This window comes from Paenibacillus flagellatus, assembly GCF_003217775.1.
Lineage (GTDB): Bacteria > Bacillota > Bacilli > Paenibacillales > NBRC-103111 > Paenibacillus_AB > Paenibacillus_AB flagellatus.
In genome coordinates, this window is record NZ_QJVJ01000006.1 from 170,656 (window position 1) to 192,127 (window position 21,472).

The window sequence follows — 21,472 nt, forward strand, 5'->3', positions numbered from 1 at the left end:
TTAAAATGTCGCTGCGACGCGGCGGCGATCGCCGCAAGGATTACGTGCCTTTGCCGTCGATTTCCCGGGCGAGCTTGCGGATTTCCGCCAGCTTCTCCTCGCTGACCGGCTTCGCCGCCGGCATATCGGTAATGATCGCGATCTTCGGCTTTTGCTGGCGCGCCCCCCGCCCTTTGCCCGGAAACGGGGCCAGCGTGCCTTCCGGCTTCGCGGACCGTTTCGCCCGCTTCATCGTCTGATCGCGTATGTAAGCGACGGCTTGCTCGTACGTGCTCACGCCTTTCGCCATCATGTTGGAAGCGACGGAGTCGATATAGTTCTTCGTCCAGGACGACTCCTTGTAGACGTGCAGATGATGGATCATGACGTTCATCACTTCGTCCGGCATCCGGTAGTTGACGTCGATTTTCTCGAAAATGTCCGATACCGGCTTCGGCACGGCGCCTTTCGGGAAGAAGCGCTCGAGCACTTTCGTGTACGGCTCGTTGCGCATGATCAAGTTGTACTGGTGCTGGTTGCATTGGCCGGCGAACATCGGCGGCACCTCGAGGTAGTACTGCATCTCCACCGGCTTTTCCTCGATCACGCCGGCGTAGTCGTCCGTTCTCGCGATGCCGGCGATTTTATGGAACAGCCGCTCGCGCTCCTGCTCCCGCTCCTTGTCCTGGCGGAAGTACAAATTCGCTTTGTACTGCAGCATGTCGACCTGCAGCTCGCCGTCCTCCGAGAACATGCCGTCCTCGTCCAGCAGCCGGCACGTTTCGCGCAGCGACAAATTGTATTTGCGGGCGATTTTGTTGATTTCGAACATTTGATCCGGGTTGTGGCGCAAGTTTTCGACGAACGGCCGGTTGCGCGACGTGCCTCTCGGAAACCGTTGAATAATTTCGCTGTAATGGAACGCCTTCGTCGTGACGTCGATCGCTCTCGCCGTCTCGCGGGCAGGAGCCGTTTCGTGAAGCGCCTGCTCCAGCTCGTAGTCGATCGACTTCGTGTTCAGCCGGAACAAGTCGTAGAACGGTACCGACAAATCTTCCGACTGGAGCGCCGGGTCTTGCAGCTCTTCCGGCTCCGCCGAATAAAATTGCTCCCGCAGCGACAGCACGGCGTATTTGCCGACTTTGTCGTGCAGCAGCATGACGAGGTGCTGGTTTTTGAAAAATTCTTGCGGCGACAACGGCTGGGACAGCACGTATTCGTACAAGTAGTCGTCGGCCGCGGGCGAATATTTGCGGTTCGTCTGCAGCAGCCCGATCGCCTCGAGCTTCGACGTCTGCTCGATCAGCAGCTTGCGGCCGCGCTCCCCCGGCTCGAGATCGAGCGCGAGAAACAGCTTCCGCTGCTGCTCCAGCTCCGAGTAGCCCGTCCGGTCGCCCGGCACCTGCTGGAACAGCGTCTGGTAGACGCCGATCGCGAACGCGCCGATCATCGGCTGATAGATGCCGGACAGCATCCGGTAATCGAGCCCGCTAAGCGAAAAATCCCGGTACACGCAGAACCGGTGATTTTCCGTGAAATGCAACATGTTCGTCATACGCATGAAAAGTTTCCCCATTCCTGTTCAACGGCCGAAAGAAGCGATGATCGAAATCCGTTCCTCTATTCTATCACAAAATCCGACAAGCCGGGAGCTAGAAAAGTCCCCAAAAAGTGACGAAACGCTTCGAAGCTTACTCCGGGTACTTTTTGGGGCGCCCCCCGGATTCTGTCCCGCGATTTCTCTCCGGCTCGGCGGGCAGCTGCGTCTCGTTGGATTTTGTCCAATAGATTTTCCTCGGGAAGCGGCAATTCCGCTCCGCGATTGGATTCCGTCCAACAGATGACCTTCCCCGGCCCGATTAAATCCGGATCGTCGCCAATCTGTTGGATTTTTTCCAATCGAGCCCTTCCAGGGCAGCTAAAGATTCGATTCTTTTGGATAAAATCCAATAGACATCCATGTCGCGGCGCGGCACCATCAGAAGGATGAAAATAGTCCAACGTTCGTACGGCCGGCGAAGGGAGGTCGACGGGAATCGCCCGAGCGGGTTCGATCCGAGCGAGCCGCTCCGTCCCGGTTCGCCGGTTCAGCCGGGATCCGTTCCGTTTCGAACCAAACCGAGACTCCCTCCCAACCCGATACGCGGTTGTGGAAGAGCATTTGTCTTGAACGAACGCGGCGTGTAACGGAGTACGTCATTTGGGGGCACGTTATCGGATCCGTTTCGGGGAGAGCTGTTTTCTCAGGAGGGCCGCGTACCTAAATACAAAACTGCACCCGGCTTCCCGGATGCAGTGCGGCTGCATGTTCATGGATGCGGATACGTGGCGACGGAACGAGGGGCATAACCGCGGTTTTTCCGGCGTCGGCGCAAGGCAACGAGGCAGCGGGACAAGCATAAGCCCCGGCCTCCAAAACGGAGACCGGGGCTTCCGCCTCGCGACCGCGCTTTACGTCCGCCGCTCCTCCGGCGGAACGCCGAGCGGCTCGCCCGCGCCGTCCGGGGCGAACGCCGCTTCCGCCGGCTCGTCCCGCGTCGGCTCGTCGAGCGCGAGCCGACGGTCCCGCAGCAGGCCGCGAATCCAGCGGCGGATGACGTCGTTCATTTCCGAAGCGGCCTTGGTCGGGATTTGATGCTTCTCGTCTTTGCACAGATGGACTTCGCAATCCGGGAGTTCCCGCTCCAGCAGCTTGCGGTATCTCTTGAAGCCGCGGTCCTTCGTCCCGTACAGGAGCAGCACCGGCGCGCGCACGTCGGACAACCGTTTCGTGCAGCTGTAGCCCAAGCTGTATTTGTAGTATTGATGAATGTTCTCGGCATGGCCGCGCCGGGCGTCGCGGAACAAATTGCGGAACGTCAGCCGGCCGTCGGCGTTGCCCCACGTAATCGCCCACATGAGCGGCGCGAGCATCGTCTTCCATCGGGACAGGCCGATGGCGAGACGGATCCGGTTTTTCAGCACGAAGTCGCTCGCTTCGGACATGGCGCTGATCAGGATGCCGCCGAGAAACCGGTCCGGGTGCGTCAGCATCGCCTCGAGCGCGACGGAGCCTCCGGTGGAATAGCCGCAGACGAACGCCTTCGGTATTCCCAAGTAATCGAGCAGCCGGACGATATCTTCGACGATCAGCTCGTACGTGATCGGCGCCTTCGACGGTCCGCTTTTCCCGTGACCGCGAATATCGAAGGTGACGACCGAGAACTCGCCCGCCAGCTGCACCTGCTGGTAGCGGAAATTGGCGCTCGTCAACAGCGGCGGATGGATGAAGACGATCGGCGTTCCTTTCCCGTGCACGTGGTAATTCAAAAGCGTTCCGTTGATCGTTGCGATCGGCATGACAAACGTGTCCCTCCCGATGGTCGTAGTTGGCAACATATCGCTACCCGTTACGATGCCCCGGAAAACCGACTTTTATCGAACGTCCGCCCGCCCGAATCTTGCACCGCACCTGCTGGCGCCGGCATGAAGCCGTTCCGCCGCCCCCCGCCCAAACGGTACAAAAAAAGCTTCCCGCCCGGGGAAGCCGCCATCGTCAAAACATTTTATAGCCGCGTACCCGCAGCAGCTGAATCGTCTTGCCGCTCAAGACGGCGCCCAGCAGCCCGCATGCGAACAGCAAATATTCGCCGAACTTCAATTCGCCGAGACGCGCGAGCAGCGACCCGGAATGCCAAGCCCAGTAGACGAGCATGCCGATCACCGCGACGATGTACAAGTAGATGGGGAAATGCGTCGTTTTCAGCAGCATGTTGAAAATAAAGCCGATGCCGAACATGAGCACGAAGACGAGCACCATCGCGATCACCAACTGGATGATGTCTATCATACGTTCAGTACCTCCCGCTTTCCTTACCCATTTCACGTCCATTGTAGTGGAATCGGACGGCGAAGTAAAGGCTTCCGCCGAACTGTGCGAATTCCGTCACGGAACGCCCCGCCCGTACGCCGGAACGTAATCCCCCGTCCCCGAATACGGTATGGATAAACGCCTACCGGGAAAGGAAGAAACGACCGCCATGAATCCCCCTTACACCCTTCCGCTGCAAATCCAAACGGTCCGCCGGACCGGTCCGAAGTTCGAGCTGTACGTCCCGCGCGTCGTCCAAGCGCCGAACGCCGCCGCGCAAGTCCGGATGAACAACGCCATCGCCGGCCAAATCCAATCGATGCTCCGCCAGCTCGGCTATACCCAGCATCCGCATACGACGGAAATCAACGGCTTCTACGAGATCAAGACGAACGAGCGCGGTCTGCTCAGCGTCGCCCTGAACGTGTACGGCTACACGGAGCACGCGGCGCACGGCTTGACGCTGATCCGGTCGCTGACGTTCGACACGTCCACGGGCAAAGCGTACACGCTCGGCGAGCTGTTCGCTTCCGGCAGCGGCTACGTCAAGCGCATCTCCGACATCGTCAAGGCGCAAATCGCCGAGCGCGGCATCCAGACGCTCGCGCCGTTCGCGTCGATCCGGCCGGATCAAGACTATTACGTCGCGGACAAGGCGCTCGTCGTCTATTTCCAGCTGTACGAAATTACGCCCTACGTGTTCGGCTTTCCGATGTTTCCAATCTCCGTTTATTCGCTGCAGGACTTGATTCCCGACGCCAGCCCGATCCAGCCGATGACGGTCAACGGGTAGGCCTTCCCGCTTCCTCCGCCGGTTGGAAAGACGGCTTCGCCGCGCGCGAAGCCGCTCCGGGCGGCGCTTTGTGTCAACTCTGTGAATCGTTTGCCCTTTGTCGTGCGTTTCGTTACAATGAAGGGCGTAACCGAAAGTCCGAGCGGACAAACGAAAGGAAGTGGCCCCCAATGAGCGAAGCGGTACAAACGCTGGAAGGCTGGTACGCGCTGCACGACTTCCGCGCGATCGACTGGAGCGCCTGGAAGCGGCTGTCGGCCGACGAGCGCGCCAAAGCGGAGGACGAGCTGCACGCGCTGCTGCATGAATGGAACATCATCGAGCAGCACAAGAAAGGCAGCACCGCCTTCTATTCCGTAGTCGGCCAAAAAGCCGATTTCGTCTTCATGCATTTGCGCGAAACGTTGGACGAGCTGAACGATCTGGAGAACAAGTTCAACAAGACGTCGTTCGCCCAATATACGATTCCGGTTTATTCCTACGTCTCCGTCGTCGAGCTGAGCAGCTATATGGCGAAGCCGGGCACCGACCCGATGGAGGATCCGGAAGTGGTCGCGCGGCTCAAGCCGACGCTGCCGAAGGCGAAGCACATCTGCTTCTACCCGATGAACAAGCGCCGTTCCGGCAACGACAACTGGTACATGCTCAGCATGGAGGAGCGCCGCGGCTTCATGCGCAGCCACGGCATGATCGGACGCAGCTACGCGGGCCGCGTGAAGCAGATCATTACCGGCTCGGTCGGCTTCGACGACTGGGAATGGGGCGTGACGCTGTTCGCCGACGATCCGCTTACGTTCAAGAAGCTCGTATACGAGATGCGCTTCGACGAAGCGAGCGCCCGGTTCGGCGAATTCGGCGCGTTCTATGTCGGCAACCTGCTCGACGCGGACAAGACGCGAGAGCTGCTGCGCGTCTGACCCGACGACATCGCCAAAAAGCCCGGTCCGCCATGGACCGGGCTTTTCGTATTCACGCGGGATCCGCACGGCCGAACGGCCGGCTTCAGGAAGCCGCGACCGTCTCGAGCCGGCGATGCCGCTCGGGCAGCTCCAGCTGCCGCTTCTCGATCTCTTCGCGCAATATTTGAATGAAATCGTCGTCCAGCTTCCATTCCAACGACTTCTCGTAACAGTCCAGCAAATGATCGTCCTTCAACTGATTCATAAAACTCCCTCCCGGTACGCCGTCCACGATTCCGCCTCCAGCTCGCGAACCGCGGTTTCCGTAATCGTTTTGAACGTCTGCGCCTTTTGCACAATTTCACGGGACATCTCCCGCAAAAACGAATCGTACTCCCCGGAATCGGTCAATCGGTAAAGCCGGTGCTTGTTGCTGTGCAGAACCGTCTGAATCGCAAGCGCTATGAACCGTTCGTCTCCCGAATTCATCTTCATCACCAGTCCCTCCCGGCTGTCGTCATGCAGCTGTTTGCCTCTTACATCTTCCATATTTATACACCTATAATGGTATACGGAAACCGTTCGAACTTCAGCGCAAACTTGTTGCATTTCGATGCAAATCGGTTTGCACTCGAATGCAAACCCGCCGGGATCGAGCAGTCGGACAAGATTTTGACTTCCGTTTCGCGCTGGATCATAATAAATTGTACCTGCGGTTTCTAGCAATCTACGAATCGTACAAGGAGGGCGCAACGGACATGACGCGCATCCGGCCGTTTTTATTTTTTTCCGCCATCATGACGATCAAGAGCTTCCTGACGTGGTCCGTTCTGTACGAGGAGACGTGGTCCTGGACGCCGCTTTTGACGGAAATTCCGTTCATTTGGATCTTTTTTTGCCTGATCGAGCTGTTCGCCTCGAAGCGCAAGCTGGCTGTCTACGTGTTGGTCAATTTGCTATTCACGGCGGTTTTCTTCGCGGTCATCATGTATTACAAATATTACGGCGTCATCGTAACGTACCATGCGCTGAAGATGGTCAATCAAGTGACCGCGGTCAAAAACAGCGTGTTCTCGCTTATGCATCCGTACTACCTGTTCATCTTCCTCGACGTCGTCGTGCTCGGCGCCATGCTCCTCCGGAGCAAGCGGGCGGAGCTGTGGAAGCGGATCGCCGCTCCCCGGGCCCACCGCGGCGTCCTGACGTTCGTGCTGGCGGGCTCGATCGCGCTCTGCCTGTCCAATATCGTGCCGAACCGGGCCAGCATGAGCGAGTTCAACCAAGCGAAGGAGATGGGCATTCTCGGTTACGAGGCGTATACGATTTTCGCCAAAAAAGAGCCGGAGCCGATCGCGGCCGGCGACATTACGCAGCAGACGATCGACGTGCTGAAAGGAACGCAGCCGCCCGAGACGCCCGAGACGCCCGAGTACGCGGGAGCGGCGTCCGGCCGAAACGTCATCATCATCCAGCTGGAGTCGTTCCAAAACTTTCTCGTCGACTTGAAGGTGGACGGGAAAGAGGTGACGCCGGTGCTGAACGGGCTCGTGCGGGACCATTTCTACTTCCCCCGCTTCTACCAGCAGGTCGGTCCGGGCAACACGTCGGACGCCGAATTCGTCGTTAACACGTCGTACTATATTCCGCCGACCGATGCGGCGACGCAGCGGTACGCCGGAAAGCGGCTGCCGAGCTTGCCGAAGCTGCTCGCCGCGAACGGCTACCGGTCCGCGACGTTTCACACGAACACGGTCGAATTTTGGAACCGCGGCCAGCTGTACGACGCGCTCGGCTTCGAGCGGTACTACGACAGCTCGTTTTTCGGCCAGGAGGATATCGTCTTCTTCGGTGCGTCGGACGAGACGCTGTACGCCAAAACGGCGGACGAGCTGAAGCGGCTGCGGGACGAAGGAAAGCCGGTCTACGCCCACGTCATCTCGATGACGGCGCATCACCCGTATACGATTCCGCCGGAAAAAGACCGGATCGCCGTCCCCGAACGATACCGGGGCACGTTCGTCGGCGACTACTTGCGCGCGCAAAGCTACGCCGATTACGCCCTGGGGCAGTTCATCGACAAGCTGAAGGCGAACGGCCTGTGGGACGAAAGCTTGATCGTCGTCTACGGCGACCATCTCGGCCTCCCGATCTATTCGCTGACCCGGGACGAAAAGGACATGATGAACGAGCTGCTCGGCCATCCGTACGCCTACCCGGACATGCTGAACGTCCCTCTCGTCCTGGCCGCGCCCGGCGTGACGCAGCCGCAGACGTTCGAGCGGGTCGGCGGTCAGGTCGATCTGCTGCCGACGATCGCCAACCTGCTGGGCGTATCGCTGGCCGACTACCTTCACTTCGGACTGGACCTGCTGAACGAGTCGGCCAACCTGCTGCCGCAGCGCTATTACTTGCCGACGGGCTCCTTCATTAACGAAGAGGCGATCTTCGTCCCCGGCAACGGCTTCTCCGACGGCGTCAGCTACCCGCTGGACGCCACGGGACCGACGTCGGGACCGCCGACGGAGGAGCAGTACGAACGGGCGCTCCGGCTGCTCCGCCTGTCGGATAGCTACGTCTCGCAGCTGCCGGACAAAGTAACGGTTCCCGAGCCGTAATACGGGGGAACCAGCTCGGCATATTGAAAAGGATCGGAGAAAACGAATGGCAAAATCGGACCAACTGTTGAGCGTGCTCTGGCTGCTCCGCTCGCGCGGGCGGATGACGGCGGAGCAATTGGCGGACGAGCTCGAGACGAGCGTACGGACGATATACCGGTACATCGACGCGCTGTGCGCGAGCGGCGTGCCGGTCGAGGCCGAATCGGGACACGGCGGCGGCTACAAGCTGCCGAAGACGTTCCGCGAAGCTCCTCTTTTCTTCGCCATCGACGAGCTGAAGGCGATGGTGCACGCCGGCTTGTTCGCCGAGCAGGCCGGCTACCCGTACATCGAGCCGCTGCGCAAGGCGACCTCCAAAATGCAAAGCAGGCTGAGCGAGGAGCAGATCGAGCAGCTGCAGCGTCATATCTCCGGCTTCGAGGTGATGCGCCCCGCGCGGCATCGGACGGAGGACGCCGTTCTGCAGGAGCTCGAGCTGGCGGTGGCGGAAGGCCGCACGCTGACGATCCGTTACGAGAAGTGGAAGGGCGGCGAGCCGGAGCCGCGCAAGGTGAACCCGTACGGGCTCGTCAACCGGATGTACAAATGGTATTTGATCGCGCACTGCCATCTGCGGGACGACATGCGCGTCTTCCGCGCGGACCGGATCGTCGGCGCGGAGCCGACCGGAGAATCGTTTGCGAGGCCGGACACGTTCTCCTTGCGCGACTTCATGAAGGACCGCTTCGAAGTCATGAGCGATTCCAAGGAAAGCGGCGCGGTGACCGTCAAGCTGCAGGGCGAGCCGCAGTCGATTACGATGATTTGCGACAACTGGTTTTTGCTCGACCACGTGATCGAGCGGCAGGAACGGGAAGTGACGCTCAAGCTCGACGAGGAGAGCTTGAACCGGTTTTTCCCGCGTTACCTGCTGTCGTTCGGGGGAAACGTGAAGATCGTGGAGCCCGCCGAGCTGAGACGGCGAGTCGCGGACATCGCCATGGAGCTGGCCCGGTACCACGGCGACGGCGGGTACGAGTCGGCGGACGAGCCCCGGATGTCGTCCCCGTACAGGTAAACCGGAGCAAATAAAAAAAGCCCGGCGACAGCACCCGACTCGGATAGGCATTAACGGTTATGCAGCTGCTGTTCCAGCGCGTCGACGCGCCGGATCGTCTTATCCAAGTCGAGTTCGAACGGCGCGCAGATGGCGGTCGAAATGAAAATGCTGCTGATCGATCGCCCGGCGGTCGCCGACCAGCTTGTGCACGTATGAAAAAAAGAGATTGTATATCGCGATCGATATACAATCTCTTTTTGTTCTAGTAAAATTATGTAGGAAGATTACCACCAAGTGGTGAGGACGGTCCCGTTGCTCAAGGAGACGTTATTGAATGCGAGACGAAGTCCTTTTCTTTCCGCATTCGGCAAGCTTACTTTCTCGGCAACGCTTACATTCGTCGGGTTCTTCTTCATGGCGCGAACCTCTTTTTGCAGTTCCTGGGACCATTGAATTGTTTTCATTTCGTAACCCTCCCTAACCCATTGATTTTTTCTTACAATTTCTAGTATATATGATCTGATAGAGGGTGTGAAGAGATGCGGAAGGGAAAATTTGTTGTCTCGATCACAATTTTGGTAGGAATTCAAATATGGTTCGGCTACTTAAGGATGAGTTACCCGTACTTGGGAATCAATTTGCTAGTAGGCCCTCATCACGAGTGGACGGTATATTCGATCGACAACGGTGTCACAGCCCTGAACCTGGATATTAAAGTCGGCGACACGATTACAAAAATCGATGGGAAAGATCCGGGGGAGCATGCGACAGTAAAGAAATGGCGGGCTGTCGAGCAAGCTCGCTCCATCGAAATCATAAGAGAAGGCGAGCGCTTCATCGTCAATACTCGAATGGCCTATAATTCGCTTACATACGATATTTTGCCGATGGTTGCGGAAGTCATCTGTTTTTTTTCCGCCATTCTTCTATACTTGCGATCGCATAATTCCAAATCGGCAATCTTTCTTTCCCTCGTTTTTTTAAATATTGGCGTAACCTTTATGAGTTTGGGGGCTTCGGTTAGAGGAGATACAATCGGAAAATTGCTTATGGTCAATTCTCTTGCCTTGATCCCCATCGTATTTTTGCATTTTTTAATCGTCTTTTTCAAGGAAAAGGGGAATTTGCTGCTTTATTCCAAGTACTTGCCGTATTTATACGGTTATAATGCTTTAGCCGCGATAATAAGCATCTTGCTGTACATGGATCACGACATCGATTATACCCTATACCGCCTCACGGGTTCTTTCGCTTTGCTGAATTTTATTTGCATTATTACATGGGATATAGGAATTCTCATCTCATTGTATTTCCGTCATCGCAAGAGCCAAACGTATTTAACGACCGTGATCCGCTTCGTTTTTTTCTCGTTGATTTTGTCCTTTTTGCCGGTCGTCGCCCTTTCGTTCGTACCGAATCTGGTCTACGGCAATGAACTGATCTCATCCCATCATTCAAGTTGGTTCGTATTAATTTTTCCTTTGGCGTTCGCCTACTTAATCGTAACCAAAAAACTATATGATATCGATGTAGTTTTAAGACGCGTTCTATTTACACTCATTATGGCTCTCGCGCCAAGCTTGATCATTACCGGCCTTACAGCAGCGTTTTTTTACGAAGCAATTTCGATCAAGAAATTGATTTTATTTTGCATATCGACGCTTGTTGTCCTGACCTTTGTTCTTTACTCCGTCGAGCATATGTACACGAGATTGGAGCGATTCATGTTTCCTCGGAAACATTTTCTTCAAGCGGCACTTAATAAAATATCTAAAAACTTGACTTCGACATCCAGCTTCCGCGATCTGAAAGATTTGATTTTAGTCGACATCGTCAACACGCTTCAAGTGTACGGAGGCGCTATTGTTTTTAAATATCGCGACAGCACCGAGATCATCCGTGTAGGCGACATTCTCGCAACCGATGTGGAAATGCTGCTGAACCAATCCAGTCAGGACGAGCACCCCGAACTCACCTATATCGAAATCAACCGCCACGAGGAGTATACGAGCTACCTCGTCATGACCAATAAAAAATCGAACACCCGCCTCGGACTCGAGGAAGTGAACTGGCTCAACCTGATCATCTCCTACTTGGCGGTCAGCCTCGAGAACGTCTACTTGATCCGCAAGCTGACGGTGCGGCTGAACCGGCTCGCCGCGCAGCTGCCGAACGAGAAAGAGGCGCACGACATCAACTGGTTCCGCAAGCTGACGTTCGAGCTGCAGGAGCGGGAACGCGTCCGCATCGCCGCCGACCTGCACGATACGACGATGCAGGACTTGTTCTTCCTCAAGCGCAAGCTGACAGCGCTCGCGGACAAGCACGAGCTGGCCGCGGAAGCGGCCGATACGATTCGCAGCATCGTCGACTACGTCGAAATCATCAACGTCAACCTGCGCCAAAGCTGCTTCGATCTGCACCCGTACCTGCTGCAGGAAATCGGACTCGTCCGGACGATCGAGAAAATCGTCGAACGGGAATCATACGGCTGTCCGTTCCAAATCCAATTCGAGGCCGAAGGAGCGTACGCGATCGAGCGGCGAAGCTTGGAGACGAAGCGTCATTTGTTCCGCATCGTGCAGGAATTGCTCAATAACGCGAAGAAGCATTCGGGAGCGACGCTCGTCGTCATCCGGCTCGGCGTAGCCAACGGGCGGTTCCGGCTGGAATACCGGGACGACGGCGGCGGCTTCGATCCGGACAAGCTGACCGCTCCGGATATCGGGACGTCGGGAGTCGGCATGGAGCAAATGCGCAGCCGCATTCTCCACCTGAACGGCCAGCTGGAGCTGGACGCCAAACCGGGCGGCGGCGTCTCGATTCGCATCACGTTTCCGATGAAGGAAGGGTTGACCGCATGAAACGTATCGTCAAGACGGTCGTGGTCGACGACCATCCCGTCGTGGCGCGGGCCACGACCTACATATTGGAGCAGGTCGACGGCGTGAGCGTCGTCGGCATCGCGGCGAACGGGCAGCAGGCGCTCGACCTCGTCGCCGAGCACCAGCCGGAGCTGCTGTTCCTCGACTACCATCTGCCGGATCAATACGGCAGCCAAGTCGCCGAGCGCGTGAAGCGGCGGTATCCGCAGACGCATGTCGTCATTTTCACCGGAATCGACGTCGCCGATCTGTACAACCATCTGATCGAAATCGGCGTCAGCGGCATCATCTCGAAGGAATCGGGCGAGACGACGATCCAGAACCTCGTCCGCTGCATCCTGGACAACCATACGATGCTGCCGATCCCGCTTTACCAGCAAATGCGGGTGACGAACCGTCTCCCGCGTCCGGCCGAAGCGGAAACGATCCATCTGACGCCCGACGAGCTGCAAATCATGAGCCTTCTCGTCAAAGGAGCGACCCACGAGCAAATCGCCGAGCAGATTCACGTCAGCAAACGGTCGGTCGACAACTATTTGAAAAAAATTTACGACAAGTTCGGCGTCTCCACCCGCATCCAGGCGATCGAGAAATTCGTTCGCAGCCCGATGTACGCCGATCTTCCGGAGGAGCTGTAAGCGATGCAGGCCGAAGTGCTGCGGGAAATGGAGAGTACGATCGACCGGCTTTGCCCGGTGCCGGCGTTCAACGCCTTGCTGAAACAATTCGCTCGCGACAAAGCGGCGGAGACGTCCCGCTGGGGCGAAACGACCCGCCTCGTTCACGCCATGCTCGGAGGCGCCTCGCCGCAGATCGGCCGGCTGGCCGCCCTGACCGAGCTGCTCGTGCTGGCGCTCGATATCGCCGACGACCTGCAGGATGCGGACAACGCCGAGAAAAGCTGGATGCAGGCTCCGCCGGAGCTGTCGCTAAACGCGGTGATGGGCTTGCTGATGGGAGCGGTGGCCGAGCTCGGGCGTCTGCAGGCGGAGCACCCCGGGGAACCGATGCCGAATCCGGGGGAAGTCGGCCAAATCGTCCTGAACGCCGTCAACGGCCAATACCGCGATTTGACGAACGATATCGAGACCGAGCAGGACTATATCGCCGTCGTCCAGCAAAAATCGTGCATGCTGCTCAAGCTCGCCTACTATATGGGCTACGGCGCGCTGCCGCCGGACGAAGCGATCGCCGAGCGGCTGGACGAGCTGGCCGGCTACCTCGGCGTCGTCTCGCAGCTGTCCAACGATTTGCGCGACGTCCTCCGCTACGACGTGAAGAACGACCTTCTGCACAAAAAACGGACGCTGCCCGTCCTGTTCCTGCTGGGCGGCGACGCGGACGAATTTCCGGTCATCCGCCGCTACTACGACGGAGAGATCGACCGGAACGAATTTCTGAGCCATAAGCAGGCGTGCGTCGATTACATCCGGGAGTCCGGCTGCATCGAGTATACCGAAGTGATCAAGACGCTGTTTCTGGATAAAGCGGCGGAGACGCTCGACGCGCTGCCGGCCGACGCGGAGCGGAAGGAGCGGTTTCGCGAGCTCGTGATCGGCCCGAGAACGCCGGACGAATGACCGACCGGAACCGGAAACGGCGAACGACGCCGTTCCGACGTGCCCGTCGTGGAAGTAACCGCCATGTTCTGCTGGATTCATCCAATCGCAATGCTCCGTGAGCGTATGAAATCGATCGGCTATTGGATTCCATCCAGCAGAATCGCCGCGAATCGGCCGAATCGAGACCACACGGCGATATTCGATTGGATGGAATCCAATGATGCCCCCTTTTCGGCGCCTAATCCGGCGATTCGATTGGACAACATCCAACTGGAACGGTCGGGACGGCGTCAAACTCGCAAAATCGATCAAGGCCGGCATTCGCCGGCCCTTCCCCTATCGGCGCTTCGCGGGGAGTCCGGCCGCGGGCCGACGTTTCGCCTTACCGCCCGATCCCGCTTAACCATCCCCGCGACCGTCTCGTCAAGTACAGCGCCACCGCGAACATGAGCAGCGCGTTGACGGGATGCCAGACCGCCACCATCCACACGTCCGCAAACGCGAGCGCGGTCACGTATTGGAGCGAGCTCATCGCAAACAGCCCGATCCCCCACCAGCGCAAGCTGCCGCGGATGCCCCCGACAAACGACAGGACGAAAAGAACCAACGGGATTTTATCGAAGTAGAGGACGAACGCGCGGTGCAGCTCCCAATCCGCCGCGTCCTTGAATATTCCCATGCCGGCGAACAGCACCTGGACGACGATGCAGGCGGCGAACAAAAGCGCCAATACCGCGTAAAGAAATCTTGAAATCCGGATCCGTCCCGGCGGAACGTTATCCCCGGCTTGTACCGGCGTACCGGTACGACTCGTATCATTCATCATTCATTCCCCTTTCCCTCAACCCGTTCACGCGGCGCGCTTCCCCCACGGCTTGAACACGGATAGCGCTAACAGCGCGACAAGCGAGACGATTTGCAGCGCCACGCCCGTGAACAAGTAGAGCCGGTTCGCCAAAAATCCGGGATCGTGCAGCGCGTTCATCCCGGCCGTCTCCGACAGCTCGAACGCCCGCAGCGACCAGACATAGATGCCGACCAGCCCGACGCCGATCGACAGCAGCGTCAGCAGCTCCTTCGCGATGATCCAGTAATACCGCACAAGTCCCCAATGCGTCAGCACGGACAACAGCACCCCGGTGACGACCGCGCCGATCGTGGACGCGCGAACCGACGAGCGGGCCAGGACGAGCATGACGGTGTAGCACGCTTGGAACACGCGCGGATCGCTTGTCGCCGCCGCCGTAATGTTCAAGATAAGAAACACGACCATGCAGCCGAGCAGGATGCCCGAGAAGACGATATGCAGCGTCAGCAGCGCTTTCTTTTGGATCAACGTGATTTTTTTCACAAATTCACCTCCCACCGGCCGGTCCGCATCGACGAACGCCGCTCTCGCGGCTTCGCCGTTCGGATCACCGGGTCGTTTCCGCCGTCCGCTACATATTGAACCGGTAGCCGACGCCCCATATCGTCTCGATGTATTGCGGCTTCGTCGGGTCTGTCTCGATTTTTTCCCGCAGCTTGCTGATATGGACGGTGACGGTGGCGATATCGCCGAGCGAATCGAGCCCCCATATTTTTTGGAACAGCTCCTCCTTGCCGAACACGCGGTTCGGATGCAGGACGAGGAACAGGAGCAGGTCGTACTCCTTGGACGTAAACGGCACCTCCGCCTCGTTCACGTAGACCCGGCGCGACGGCTTGTCGATGCGGATGCCGCGGACGCGGATCTCGTCCTTCGCCCCGCCGCCGCTGCCGACGAGCCGCTCGAACCGGGCCAGATGCGCCTTCACCCGGGCGACGAGCTCGCCCAGGCTGAACGGCTTGATGATGTAATCGTCCGCGCCCAGACCGAAGCCGCGAATTTTGTCCACGTCCTCCTTCTTCGCCGATACGATCAGAATCGGGACGTCGGTGCGCCCGCGCACTTGCCGGCAAATTTCGTACCCGTCCACCTTCGGCAGCATCAGGTCGAGAATGAGCAGGTCGTAGCCGCCCCCGAGCGCCATCTCGAGCCCCGCGTCGCCGCTGTCCGCGACGTCCGCCCGGAACCCCGCGGCCTCCAAATAATCCCGCTGTACCTCGGCGATCACCGGATCGTCCTCGACGATCAGTATCCGTTTATTCCCCGTCATCGTCTTCCTCCCGTCTCGTCGGCCGCATCCTTCGGCAGCGCCATCGCGATCGTCGTTCCTTCTCCCGTCTTGCTCTCCGCCCATACGCGTCCGCCGTGCTCTTCGACGATCTGCTTCACGATCGCAAGCCCAAGCCCGCTGCCGGCGCTGCCGCCGCCGCGCGAAGGGTCGGCCCGGTAAAACCGGTCGAAAACGTGCGGCAGCGCCTCGGCGTCGATGCCCGCCCCGTTGTCGCGCATGCGCACGATCGCCTCCCGGTCCGTCGATTCCAGCTCGATGCGGATCGCCGTCCGTTCCCCGCCGCCCGCATATTTGATGCTGTTATCCACGACGTTCTGGATGACCCGGTGCAGCTTCTCCTTGTCGGCGCTCACGTACGGCTCCGGTTCGCCCGGCGAACGCGGCGCGTATACGAAGGCGATGTCGGCGTTCGGATGCTGGAGCCGAAGCTCCTCGACGCAATCGCTCAAGTAGGCGACGAGCCCCGTCCGTTCGAAATGAAACGGCAGCCGCTTCAAATCCAGCTTCGAGAACAGGAACAGCTCCTCGATTTGCCGGTCCATGTCCGACGCCTTCTTGTAAATCATGCGAAGATAGTTGTTCCGCTTCTCCGGCGTGTCGGCGATGCCGTCCAGTATGCCTTCGACGCACCCTTTGATGGCCGTGATCGGCGTCTTCAAGTCGTGGGAAATGTTCGACAGCAGCTCCTTGCGGTTGTCCTCGTACTGGAGCTGCAGCGCGATCGAATGCTGGAGCCGGATGCGCATCTCCTCGAACGCGGCGCCGACCTGGCCGAATTCGTCCTTGCGCCCGCCCGTCTTCAGCTCATGGTCGAGTTTGCCCTCCTTGATCTGCTCCGCCGCCTCCTTCAAGGCGTACAGCGGGCGGATGAAGCTGCGCGAGACGAAATACGTCAGGACGCCGTTCGTCAAGGCGAGGATGAATAGCAACGTCCCGGCCACGATCGGCATCGCCTTCGGATACAGCCGGACGAGCGGACTCATGTCCGACAAGAAATAAACGTCGCCGGCGCTGCCGTCCGCGAACGTCGTCTTCCGCCGCTCCACCACGAACGTCTTGCCGCCGGACTCCATATCCCATTCCTCGTTATGGTTCCAATGGTTGCGTCCCTCGTCCCGTCCCGCCTCTTCCTGCAGGGCGGAGACGTCGACGTCGCGCACGTAGGACGATACGAAGGCGGCTTGCCCGCCGCGCACGACGACGATACCCGATTTCATCTCTCCGAACCGCGCGTCCAAATCGTTCAAAAAGGCGGCGTCGCTCAGCCGGTCCGGGTCGTACCGGATGAAAAACCGGATGCCGGCGAACAGCTCTTCGCGCCGGGCGAACGTTTCTTTGATTTCCGGAAACGCTCGTCGGCCCGTATCGCCGCCTCCGTAATAGTCCGAGATGCCCGCCATGTCCCGCATGAACAAGCCGAACAGCAGCATGGCGGAGACAAAAAACAAGACGAGCGGGATCAGGACCATCCCGAAGTTGGACAAGATGAGCTTTTTTCGGATCGACACGTGCACCGCTCCCGGGAAGTCAGAATGATTTCGTTTCGAACATGTACCAGCCGGCCATATAGCTTATTATACTACCGGAGAGCAGGAAGGCGAATGCCTGCAGCAGCTTTCCCGCGGATACGCCGCCGCCGAGCCACAGCGTATGCCAATCGGTGTACGCGAAGAACGACCAGACGGACGCTTCGGGGAAAACGAACGGCAGCAGCTTGGCGGCGACGTACAGCGCCACGCAGACGGCCAGCGTCCCGACGCCGCTGCGCAGCCATTGGGCGACGAACGCGGCGAAGGCGCACAGTGAAGCCATCGCCACGAACGCGGCCGCGTACGTCTGCAGCGAGTCCGGCAGCCCCGCGATCGTCGTCCGGCTGTCGAACGCGAGTCCGGCGGCCGCGGAGGCGACCCAGACGACGGCAAGCAGCCCGGCCGTATACAGCAGCAGCGCCGCCACCTTGGACGCGAACAGGCTCGCCCGGGTTACCGGCTGAAGCAGCGCGAGCTTGATCGTGCGGGCGGCGTATTCGCCGGAGAACGATTCGGCTGCGGCCATGAAGACGAAGAGCGGCAGCCAGACGGCGGTGAACAGGCCGAGCATGAGCTGCGGCAAGTCGCGGCCGAGCGACAGCCCGGCTCTCGACTCCAGGCTGGCGAGCAGCAGCGCGGCCAGGACGGGGACGAGCGCGGAGAGCGCGATCGCAAGCCTCGTCTTCGTCTGCAGCAGCAGCTTCGCCGTTTCGTTGTACGTGCCCGCGTACCAGTCAAACATGAACTTTCCCCTCCCTCGCCCGGCGCATTTCCGCCAAATACGCTTGCTCCAGCCCCAGGCCGGCGGTCAGCTCCGGGACGGCTCCTTCGCGGATCAGCGTCCCGTCGTACAGGAAGCCGACGCGCGTGCACAGCCGCTCCATCTCGTCGATCGCGTGGCTTGAGACGAGAAACGTCGTGCCGTTATCGGCGGACAGCCGGAGAATGAGCTCGCGCAGCTCGACCGTCCCTTCGATGTCGAGCCCGTTCGACGGCTCGTCGAGGATGACGAGCTCGGGGGCGTGAAGCAGCGAGGCGGCGAGCGCGAGCCGCTGCTTCATGCCGAGCGAGAAGCCGCGCACCTTCTCGCGCCGGTACGGCGTCAAGCCGACCCAGTCGAGCACTTCGCCGATGCGCGCCGGCGGCAGCTCGGGATGGAACCGCGCGATCAGGCGCAGGTGCCCTTCCGCGGACATGTAGTCGTAGACGTCGGCCGTCTCGATGACGCAGCCGACCTTGCGCATCGACCGCTCGTAGCCGTCGCCCGGGTGCCGGCCGAACAGGGAGACGCTTCCCCCGTCCGCCCGGATCAGCCCCGTGACGATTTTCAGCACGGTCGTCTTGCCCGAGCCGTTCGGGCCGAACAAGCCGTAGATGTCGCCGCGGCGGACGTCGAGGTCGATGCCCCGGACGCCGCGGCCGTTGCGGTATCGTTTCGTCAGCTGCCGGATTTGCAGGACGGGTTCCACGTTCGTCACGCTCCTCTTGTCTCGTTAGCGGCGGCCGCCGCGATCGCGCCAGCCGGCGTCGTGTTCGATCTTCTCGACTTGCTTGCCGGTCAGATCGACCGAATCCGGCGTCGTCGCATTCACGCCGGACAAGTCGATGTCCGCCCGGACGACGACGCTGTGCTCGGCTCCCGCATCGTCCTTCCCGACGATACGGATTTCCGCCGACTTGCGGTCGAAATAGTTCGCGGCATCGATCGTCGCATCGAGGCGAATGTCGTCCACCCGGATATCCTTCGTCAGCTTCGGCCAATCGTGCTCCAGCCCGGATGCGAACAGCGCGTGGAAGTCCTCTGCGGCTTCGCCCTCGCCCTTGCCCTCGACGCCGTGCTTCCAGCCGCCATGCGGGCCGTCCGACGCGCCCCGGACGAGAAGCGAGCCGATCGCATTGACGGCTACCGGCACTTGGCTGCCGGTCAAGTGCAGCGAAACCCGCTTGCCGCCGTCCGCTTCCGATTGCAGCGTCACGTGGTCCTTCAAGCTGCCGACGAGCGCATCCAGCACCCGCTCCGCGCCTTCGGCGAATTCAGGGTCGGGGCCGCCTTCCCGGGCGCCGTCATGACGCCATTTCGGTCCCTTGCCCCCACCGTGCTCGGCTACGCGATAGACGTCGCTGTCGCTCGTCTTCACGATCGCTTTGCCGTCCTGCAGGTACAGGTTCGCTCCCTTCGTCACCGCTCCCGCGCTCAGCGTCACGGTCGCGCTCGCGCCGGAGTCGCCCGCTCCTTTTTTGAACGCCGCGCTCGCGCCGAACAGCTCGCTGCCGTTGTCGGAGACGGTGACGGCCGCCGTACCGGCCACGCTTTGCGCCGTCCTCGTCTGCTTCAGCGCCGACTTCCAGGCTTCGTAGCCGGACGTCCCGGCCATGGCGGACATGGCGCTCACCGTCAGCATGACGGCGCCGATGCCGACGCCCGTGCCCATTGCGATCCATTTTTTCTTCATCGTTTCTTCCTCCTCGTTCCGATCGGATAGATTGGCGGGGCGTTGTTGTTTCGGCTTGCGCCGTTCGCCCTCTGAAACCATCATACCCGGCGGCTCTAAACCCCCTCTAAATGAAGTGTAAAAAAAGTATAAACAATCGGACGAAAACCGAAAGGAAGTATAAAACCGTCTCGTCACCTTGTATGCATAGATCGGGCGCCGGCAGCAAAAACTGGTACATATCCCAGACTGCGCGGAGGATTTATGGCGTTTCCCGTCTTCGTCGGCTTGACCATCATCGCGATGCTTACGTTCGTCGTCGCCCGCAAACCGGTCCATCTGTTCGAAATCATCGTCTTATGGTGCACGTCGCTCCAAATCGTGGACAATTACATCGGCCTGCTGGGCGACGACTATAAGCTGATCATCCCATCGTCCGACGTACTGGGCTTCCTCGCGTTCGACTCGATCCGCAGCTTTCTGGTGCCGGCCGTCTCGATCCCGGCGATCGGATTCGCGTCGACGCGGAGACGGGCGGCGGCCAAATGGGCGGCGGGAGCCGTGCTCGTCGCCGTGCTCGTCGGCATCGAGCTGCTGGCCGAGCGAATGAACGTGCTGGACTTCGCTCCGTCATGGAGGCGCTGGTGGTCGGTCGCGTTCTGGACCGGGTACGTGATCGCGATGTTCGCGATTCGCGCCCTGTACCGGAAGGTGCTGCGCAAGGAGGTGAACGGACTGCCGTGATTTGGCCCCAGCGCTTCGATGCGAACGAATGGTTTCTGCTTTCGGCGTTAGCCGTCATGGCCGTCCTGTTCTTCGTGATGCCCCGCCGGTTCCCGAAATCCGTTACGATCGTTTTTTTGGCGCTCGGCGTCGGCATTCCGATGTACGCCGATTTCTTGATCGCGCCGAAGCCGTTCGACCTGTACGACGTCAACGATACGGGCAATTACGAGCTATTCGAAATATTGTTTTATTTCGTCTACGCCCCGTTCGCCTACTTCTTCGTCTACTTCTTCGACCGTTGGAACGTACGCGGCTTGGGGATCGCCGGCTACGTCGTCGTCTGGTCGGCGTTCGCCGTCGCCTTCGAGGCGCTGGCCGCCCGGCTGCACGTCTTCCATTACAAAGGCTGGACGCTCGGCTACTCGTCGCTCGTCTATCTCGTCGTCCAGTCCCTGTACCTCGCTTTCTATTACCGGATCAAGCGTACGTATGCCGCGACGAAGCGGGAGTCGGCGCCGGAATGGAAGTAAGGAAGGCCGTATGCCCATTGCCATTGCGGCGTCCATGCACCTGCAGCATGCTGTGGGGGCGCTAAAGACTCGATTCGCGCCCGATCCCGCCAACCGTCGATCCGCCCAACTGCGCGCAAGCAAAACGGCCTTTCGGACATTCCGAAAGGCCGTTTCGTTGTTGCGCGTGACGTCAGTCCGCCGTCCATTCCACCCGCGTCAGCAGCTTCCGCTTCATCAGCTCCAGCACGAAATCGACGTAATAGTCCGGACGCACGATCGCTTTGTACTCGCGGTTCGGGTAGGCGTAGATCAGCACGTCGGTATGGACGCGGTTCTCCTCGAAATGTTTGCCCGCCCGCTTGATCGCATCCGCGTGCAGATCCTCCCGCAGGATGCGGATCGTAAATTCCGCGTCGGCGCCGTTGCGGCGCTCCTCGATGTCGACGACGCTCGGGTCGAACCGGTATACGAGCTTCATGGCGCTGCTCC

The 21,472-nt window shown here is 59.6% G+C and carries 23 protein-coding genes; 9 read left to right on the top strand and 14 right to left on the bottom strand.

What is annotated here, in order from left to right:
• Positions 1 to 40: 40 nt before the first annotated feature.
• From DLM86_RS14955 to DLM86_RS14965, 3 genes are all read right to left on the bottom strand, one after another.
• A complete protein-coding gene (locus tag DLM86_RS14955) occupies positions 41 to 1,534 on the bottom strand; it encodes a DnaD domain protein (protein ID WP_342773086.1) in 1,494 nt (497 codons plus the stop codon).
• Positions 1,535 to 2,430: 896 nt separating this feature from the next.
• Complete coding sequence (locus DLM86_RS14960) at positions 2,431 to 3,318, bottom strand: alpha/beta fold hydrolase (RefSeq protein WP_110840839.1); 888 nt, start codon at positions 3,316 to 3,318, stop codon at positions 2,431 to 2,433.
• A 196-nt stretch (positions 3,319 to 3,514) separates the two neighbouring features.
• On the bottom strand, positions 3,515 to 3,808 hold the full coding sequence (locus DLM86_RS14965; protein ID WP_110840840.1) for a YuiB family protein: 294 nt from the start codon (positions 3,806 to 3,808) through the stop codon (positions 3,515 to 3,517).
• A gap of 190 nt (positions 3,809 to 3,998) precedes the next feature.
• Here DLM86_RS14965 and DLM86_RS14970 point away from each other — a divergent pair, with 190 nt between their 5' ends.
• Positions 3,999 to 4,622 (top strand): DUF3298 and DUF4163 domain-containing protein, encoded by a 624-nt coding sequence (locus tag DLM86_RS14970; protein ID WP_110840841.1) that lies wholly within the window; start codon positions 3,999 to 4,001, stop codon positions 4,620 to 4,622.
• Between the two features lie 170 nt (positions 4,623 to 4,792).
• A complete protein-coding gene (gene hemQ / locus DLM86_RS14975) occupies positions 4,793 to 5,539 on the top strand; it encodes a hydrogen peroxide-dependent heme synthase (RefSeq protein WP_110840842.1) in 747 nt (248 codons plus the stop codon).
• 85 nt (positions 5,540 to 5,624) lie between these two features.
• Here hemQ and sda read toward each other — a convergent pair whose 3' ends face one another.
• On the bottom strand, positions 5,625 to 5,786 hold the full coding sequence (gene sda / locus DLM86_RS14980; protein ID WP_110840843.1) for a sporulation histidine kinase inhibitor Sda: 162 nt from the start codon (positions 5,784 to 5,786) through the stop codon (positions 5,625 to 5,627).
• Positions 5,783 to 6,070: a hypothetical protein gene (locus DLM86_RS14985; protein WP_110840844.1), complete on the bottom strand. Its 288-nt coding sequence runs from the start codon at positions 6,068 to 6,070 to the stop codon at positions 5,783 to 5,785. The genes sda and DLM86_RS14985 overlap by 4 nt, the downstream gene beginning before the upstream one ends.
• Before the next feature lie 209 nt (positions 6,071 to 6,279).
• On the opposite strand from DLM86_RS14985, the gene DLM86_RS14990 reads away from it, so the two are divergent.
• Positions 6,280 to 8,136, top strand: coding sequence for an LTA synthase family protein (locus DLM86_RS14990; protein ID WP_110840845.1), 1,857 nt, complete (start codon positions 6,280 to 6,282; stop codon positions 8,134 to 8,136).
• A gap of 46 nt (positions 8,137 to 8,182) precedes the next feature.
• Positions 8,183 to 9,196 carry a helix-turn-helix transcriptional regulator gene (locus tag DLM86_RS14995; RefSeq protein ID WP_110840846.1) on the top strand — a complete coding sequence of 338 codons (1,014 nt, stop codon included), beginning with the start codon at positions 8,183 to 8,185 and terminating at the stop codon, positions 9,194 to 9,196.
• Positions 9,197 to 9,462: 266 nt separating this feature from the next.
• Here the strand turns inward: DLM86_RS14995 and DLM86_RS15000 are convergent, their stop codons facing one another.
• The gene (locus tag DLM86_RS15000; RefSeq protein ID WP_110840847.1) at positions 9,463 to 9,642 is read right to left on the bottom strand and encodes a hypothetical protein; all 180 of its coding nucleotides are present in this window, start codon (positions 9,640 to 9,642) and stop codon (positions 9,463 to 9,465) included.
• 1,314 nt (positions 9,643 to 10,956) lie between these two features.
• Here DLM86_RS15000 and DLM86_RS32080 point away from each other — a divergent pair.
• From DLM86_RS32080 to DLM86_RS15015, 3 genes are read left to right on the top strand one after another with little or no spacing between them, the layout of a single operon-like run.
• Positions 10,957 to 12,042: a sensor histidine kinase gene (locus DLM86_RS32080; RefSeq protein WP_158289484.1), complete on the top strand. Its 1,086-nt coding sequence runs from the start codon at positions 10,957 to 10,959 to the stop codon at positions 12,040 to 12,042.
• Positions 12,039 to 12,701, top strand: coding sequence for a response regulator transcription factor (locus DLM86_RS15010; RefSeq protein ID WP_110840849.1), 663 nt, complete (start codon positions 12,039 to 12,041; stop codon positions 12,699 to 12,701). The genes DLM86_RS32080 and DLM86_RS15010 overlap by 4 nt, the downstream gene beginning before the upstream one ends.
• A gap of 3 nt (positions 12,702 to 12,704) precedes the next feature.
• Positions 12,705 to 13,643 (top strand): polyprenyl synthetase family protein, encoded by a 939-nt coding sequence (locus tag DLM86_RS15015; RefSeq protein ID WP_110840850.1) that lies wholly within the window; start codon positions 12,705 to 12,707, stop codon positions 13,641 to 13,643.
• Positions 13,644 to 14,007: 364 nt separating this feature from the next.
• On the opposite strand, the gene DLM86_RS15020 is transcribed toward DLM86_RS15015, so the two are convergent.
• From DLM86_RS15020 to DLM86_RS15050, 7 genes are all read right to left on the bottom strand, one after another.
• Positions 14,008 to 14,448: a DUF6220 domain-containing protein gene (locus DLM86_RS15020; protein WP_110840851.1), complete on the bottom strand. Its 441-nt coding sequence runs from the start codon at positions 14,446 to 14,448 to the stop codon at positions 14,008 to 14,010.
• 27 nt (positions 14,449 to 14,475) lie between these two features.
• On the bottom strand, positions 14,476 to 14,976 hold the full coding sequence (locus DLM86_RS15025) for a hypothetical protein (protein ID WP_110840852.1): 501 nt from the start codon (positions 14,974 to 14,976) through the stop codon (positions 14,476 to 14,478).
• Positions 14,977 to 15,064: 88 nt separating this feature from the next.
• Positions 15,065 to 15,763: a response regulator transcription factor gene (locus DLM86_RS15030; protein WP_110840853.1), complete on the bottom strand. Its 699-nt coding sequence runs from the start codon at positions 15,761 to 15,763 to the stop codon at positions 15,065 to 15,067.
• Positions 15,760 to 17,292, bottom strand: a complete 1,533-nt coding sequence (locus DLM86_RS15035; RefSeq protein WP_110840854.1) for a sensor histidine kinase — start codon at positions 17,290 to 17,292, stop codon at positions 15,760 to 15,762. The genes DLM86_RS15030 and DLM86_RS15035 overlap by 4 nt, the downstream gene beginning before the upstream one ends.
• A 19-nt stretch (positions 17,293 to 17,311) precedes the next feature.
• Positions 17,312 to 18,055 (bottom strand): ABC transporter permease, encoded by a 744-nt coding sequence (locus DLM86_RS15040; RefSeq protein ID WP_110840855.1) that lies wholly within the window; start codon positions 18,053 to 18,055, stop codon positions 17,312 to 17,314.
• Positions 18,048 to 18,791, bottom strand: coding sequence for an ABC transporter ATP-binding protein (locus DLM86_RS15045; RefSeq protein ID WP_245954604.1), 744 nt, complete (start codon positions 18,789 to 18,791; stop codon positions 18,048 to 18,050). Before DLM86_RS15045 ends, DLM86_RS15040 begins: the two co-directional genes overlap by 8 nt.
• Positions 18,792 to 18,806: 15 nt before the next feature.
• Complete coding sequence (locus DLM86_RS15050) at positions 18,807 to 19,766, bottom strand: hypothetical protein (RefSeq protein WP_110840856.1); 960 nt, start codon at positions 19,764 to 19,766, stop codon at positions 18,807 to 18,809.
• 243 nt (positions 19,767 to 20,009) lie between these two features.
• On the opposite strand from DLM86_RS15050, the gene DLM86_RS15055 reads away from it, so the two are divergent.
• Together DLM86_RS15055 and DLM86_RS15060 are read left to right on the top strand one after the other, a co-directional pair.
• A complete protein-coding gene (locus tag DLM86_RS15055) occupies positions 20,010 to 20,489 on the top strand; it encodes a hypothetical protein (protein WP_110840857.1) in 480 nt (159 codons plus the stop codon).
• Entirely contained in the window at positions 20,486 to 21,001 is a 516-nt protein-coding gene (locus DLM86_RS15060) for a hypothetical protein (protein ID WP_110840858.1), read from the top strand. Before DLM86_RS15055 ends, DLM86_RS15060 begins: the two co-directional genes overlap by 4 nt.
• Before the next feature lie 172 nt (positions 21,002 to 21,173).
• Here DLM86_RS15060 and DLM86_RS15065 read toward each other — a convergent pair whose 3' ends face one another.
• Positions 21,174 to 21,461 carry a hypothetical protein gene (locus DLM86_RS15065; protein WP_110840859.1) on the bottom strand — a complete coding sequence of 96 codons (288 nt, stop codon included), beginning with the start codon at positions 21,459 to 21,461 and terminating at the stop codon, positions 21,174 to 21,176.
• Positions 21,462 to 21,472: the final 11 nt, after the last annotated feature.

Excerpts from the sequence above, each read along its gene's own strand:
- DLM86_RS15065 (WP_110840859.1), bottom strand. The coding sequence starts at position 21,461 with ATGAAGCTCGTATACCGGTTCGACCCGAGCGTCGTCGACATCGAGGAG.
- DLM86_RS15050 (WP_110840856.1), bottom strand. The coding sequence starts at position 19,766 with ATGAAGAAAAAATGGATCGCAATGGGCACGGGCGTCGGCATCGGCGCC.
- sda (WP_110840843.1), bottom strand. The coding sequence starts at position 5,786 with ATGAATCAGTTGAAGGACGATCATTTGCTGGACTGTTACGAGAAGTCG.
- hemQ (WP_110840842.1), top strand. The coding sequence starts at position 4,793 with ATGAGCGAAGCGGTACAAACGCTGGAAGGCTGGTACGCGCTGCACGAC.
- DLM86_RS15055 (WP_110840857.1), top strand. The coding sequence starts at position 20,010 with ATGGCGTTTCCCGTCTTCGTCGGCTTGACCATCATCGCGATGCTTACG.
- DLM86_RS14960 (WP_110840839.1), bottom strand. The coding sequence starts at position 3,318 with ATGCCGATCGCAACGATCAACGGAACGCTTTTGAATTACCACGTGCAC.
- DLM86_RS15040 (WP_110840855.1), bottom strand. The coding sequence starts at position 18,055 with ATGTTTGACTGGTACGCGGGCACGTACAACGAAACGGCGAAGCTGCTG.
- DLM86_RS14965 (WP_110840840.1), bottom strand. The coding sequence starts at position 3,808 with ATGATAGACATCATCCAGTTGGTGATCGCGATGGTGCTCGTCTTCGTG.
- DLM86_RS15010 (WP_110840849.1), top strand. The coding sequence starts at position 12,039 with ATGAAACGTATCGTCAAGACGGTCGTGGTCGACGACCATCCCGTCGTG.
- DLM86_RS15015 (WP_110840850.1), top strand. The coding sequence starts at position 12,705 with ATGCAGGCCGAAGTGCTGCGGGAAATGGAGAGTACGATCGACCGGCTT.
- DLM86_RS14995 (WP_110840846.1), top strand. The coding sequence starts at position 8,183 with ATGGCAAAATCGGACCAACTGTTGAGCGTGCTCTGGCTGCTCCGCTCG.
- DLM86_RS14970 (WP_110840841.1), top strand. The coding sequence starts at position 3,999 with ATGAATCCCCCTTACACCCTTCCGCTGCAAATCCAAACGGTCCGCCGG.
- DLM86_RS15000 (WP_110840847.1), bottom strand. The coding sequence starts at position 9,642 with ATGAAAACAATTCAATGGTCCCAGGAACTGCAAAAAGAGGTTCGCGCC.
- DLM86_RS14985 (WP_110840844.1), bottom strand. The coding sequence starts at position 6,070 with ATGGAAGATGTAAGAGGCAAACAGCTGCATGACGACAGCCGGGAGGGA.
- DLM86_RS14990 (WP_110840845.1), top strand. The coding sequence starts at position 6,280 with ATGACGCGCATCCGGCCGTTTTTATTTTTTTCCGCCATCATGACGATC.
- DLM86_RS14955 (WP_342773086.1), bottom strand. The coding sequence starts at position 1,534 with ATGACGAACATGTTGCATTTCACGGAAAATCACCGGTTCTGCGTGTAC.
- DLM86_RS15030 (WP_110840853.1), bottom strand. The coding sequence starts at position 15,763 with ATGACGGGGAATAAACGGATACTGATCGTCGAGGACGATCCGGTGATC.
- DLM86_RS15020 (WP_110840851.1), bottom strand. The coding sequence starts at position 14,448 with ATGAATGATACGAGTCGTACCGGTACGCCGGTACAAGCCGGGGATAAC.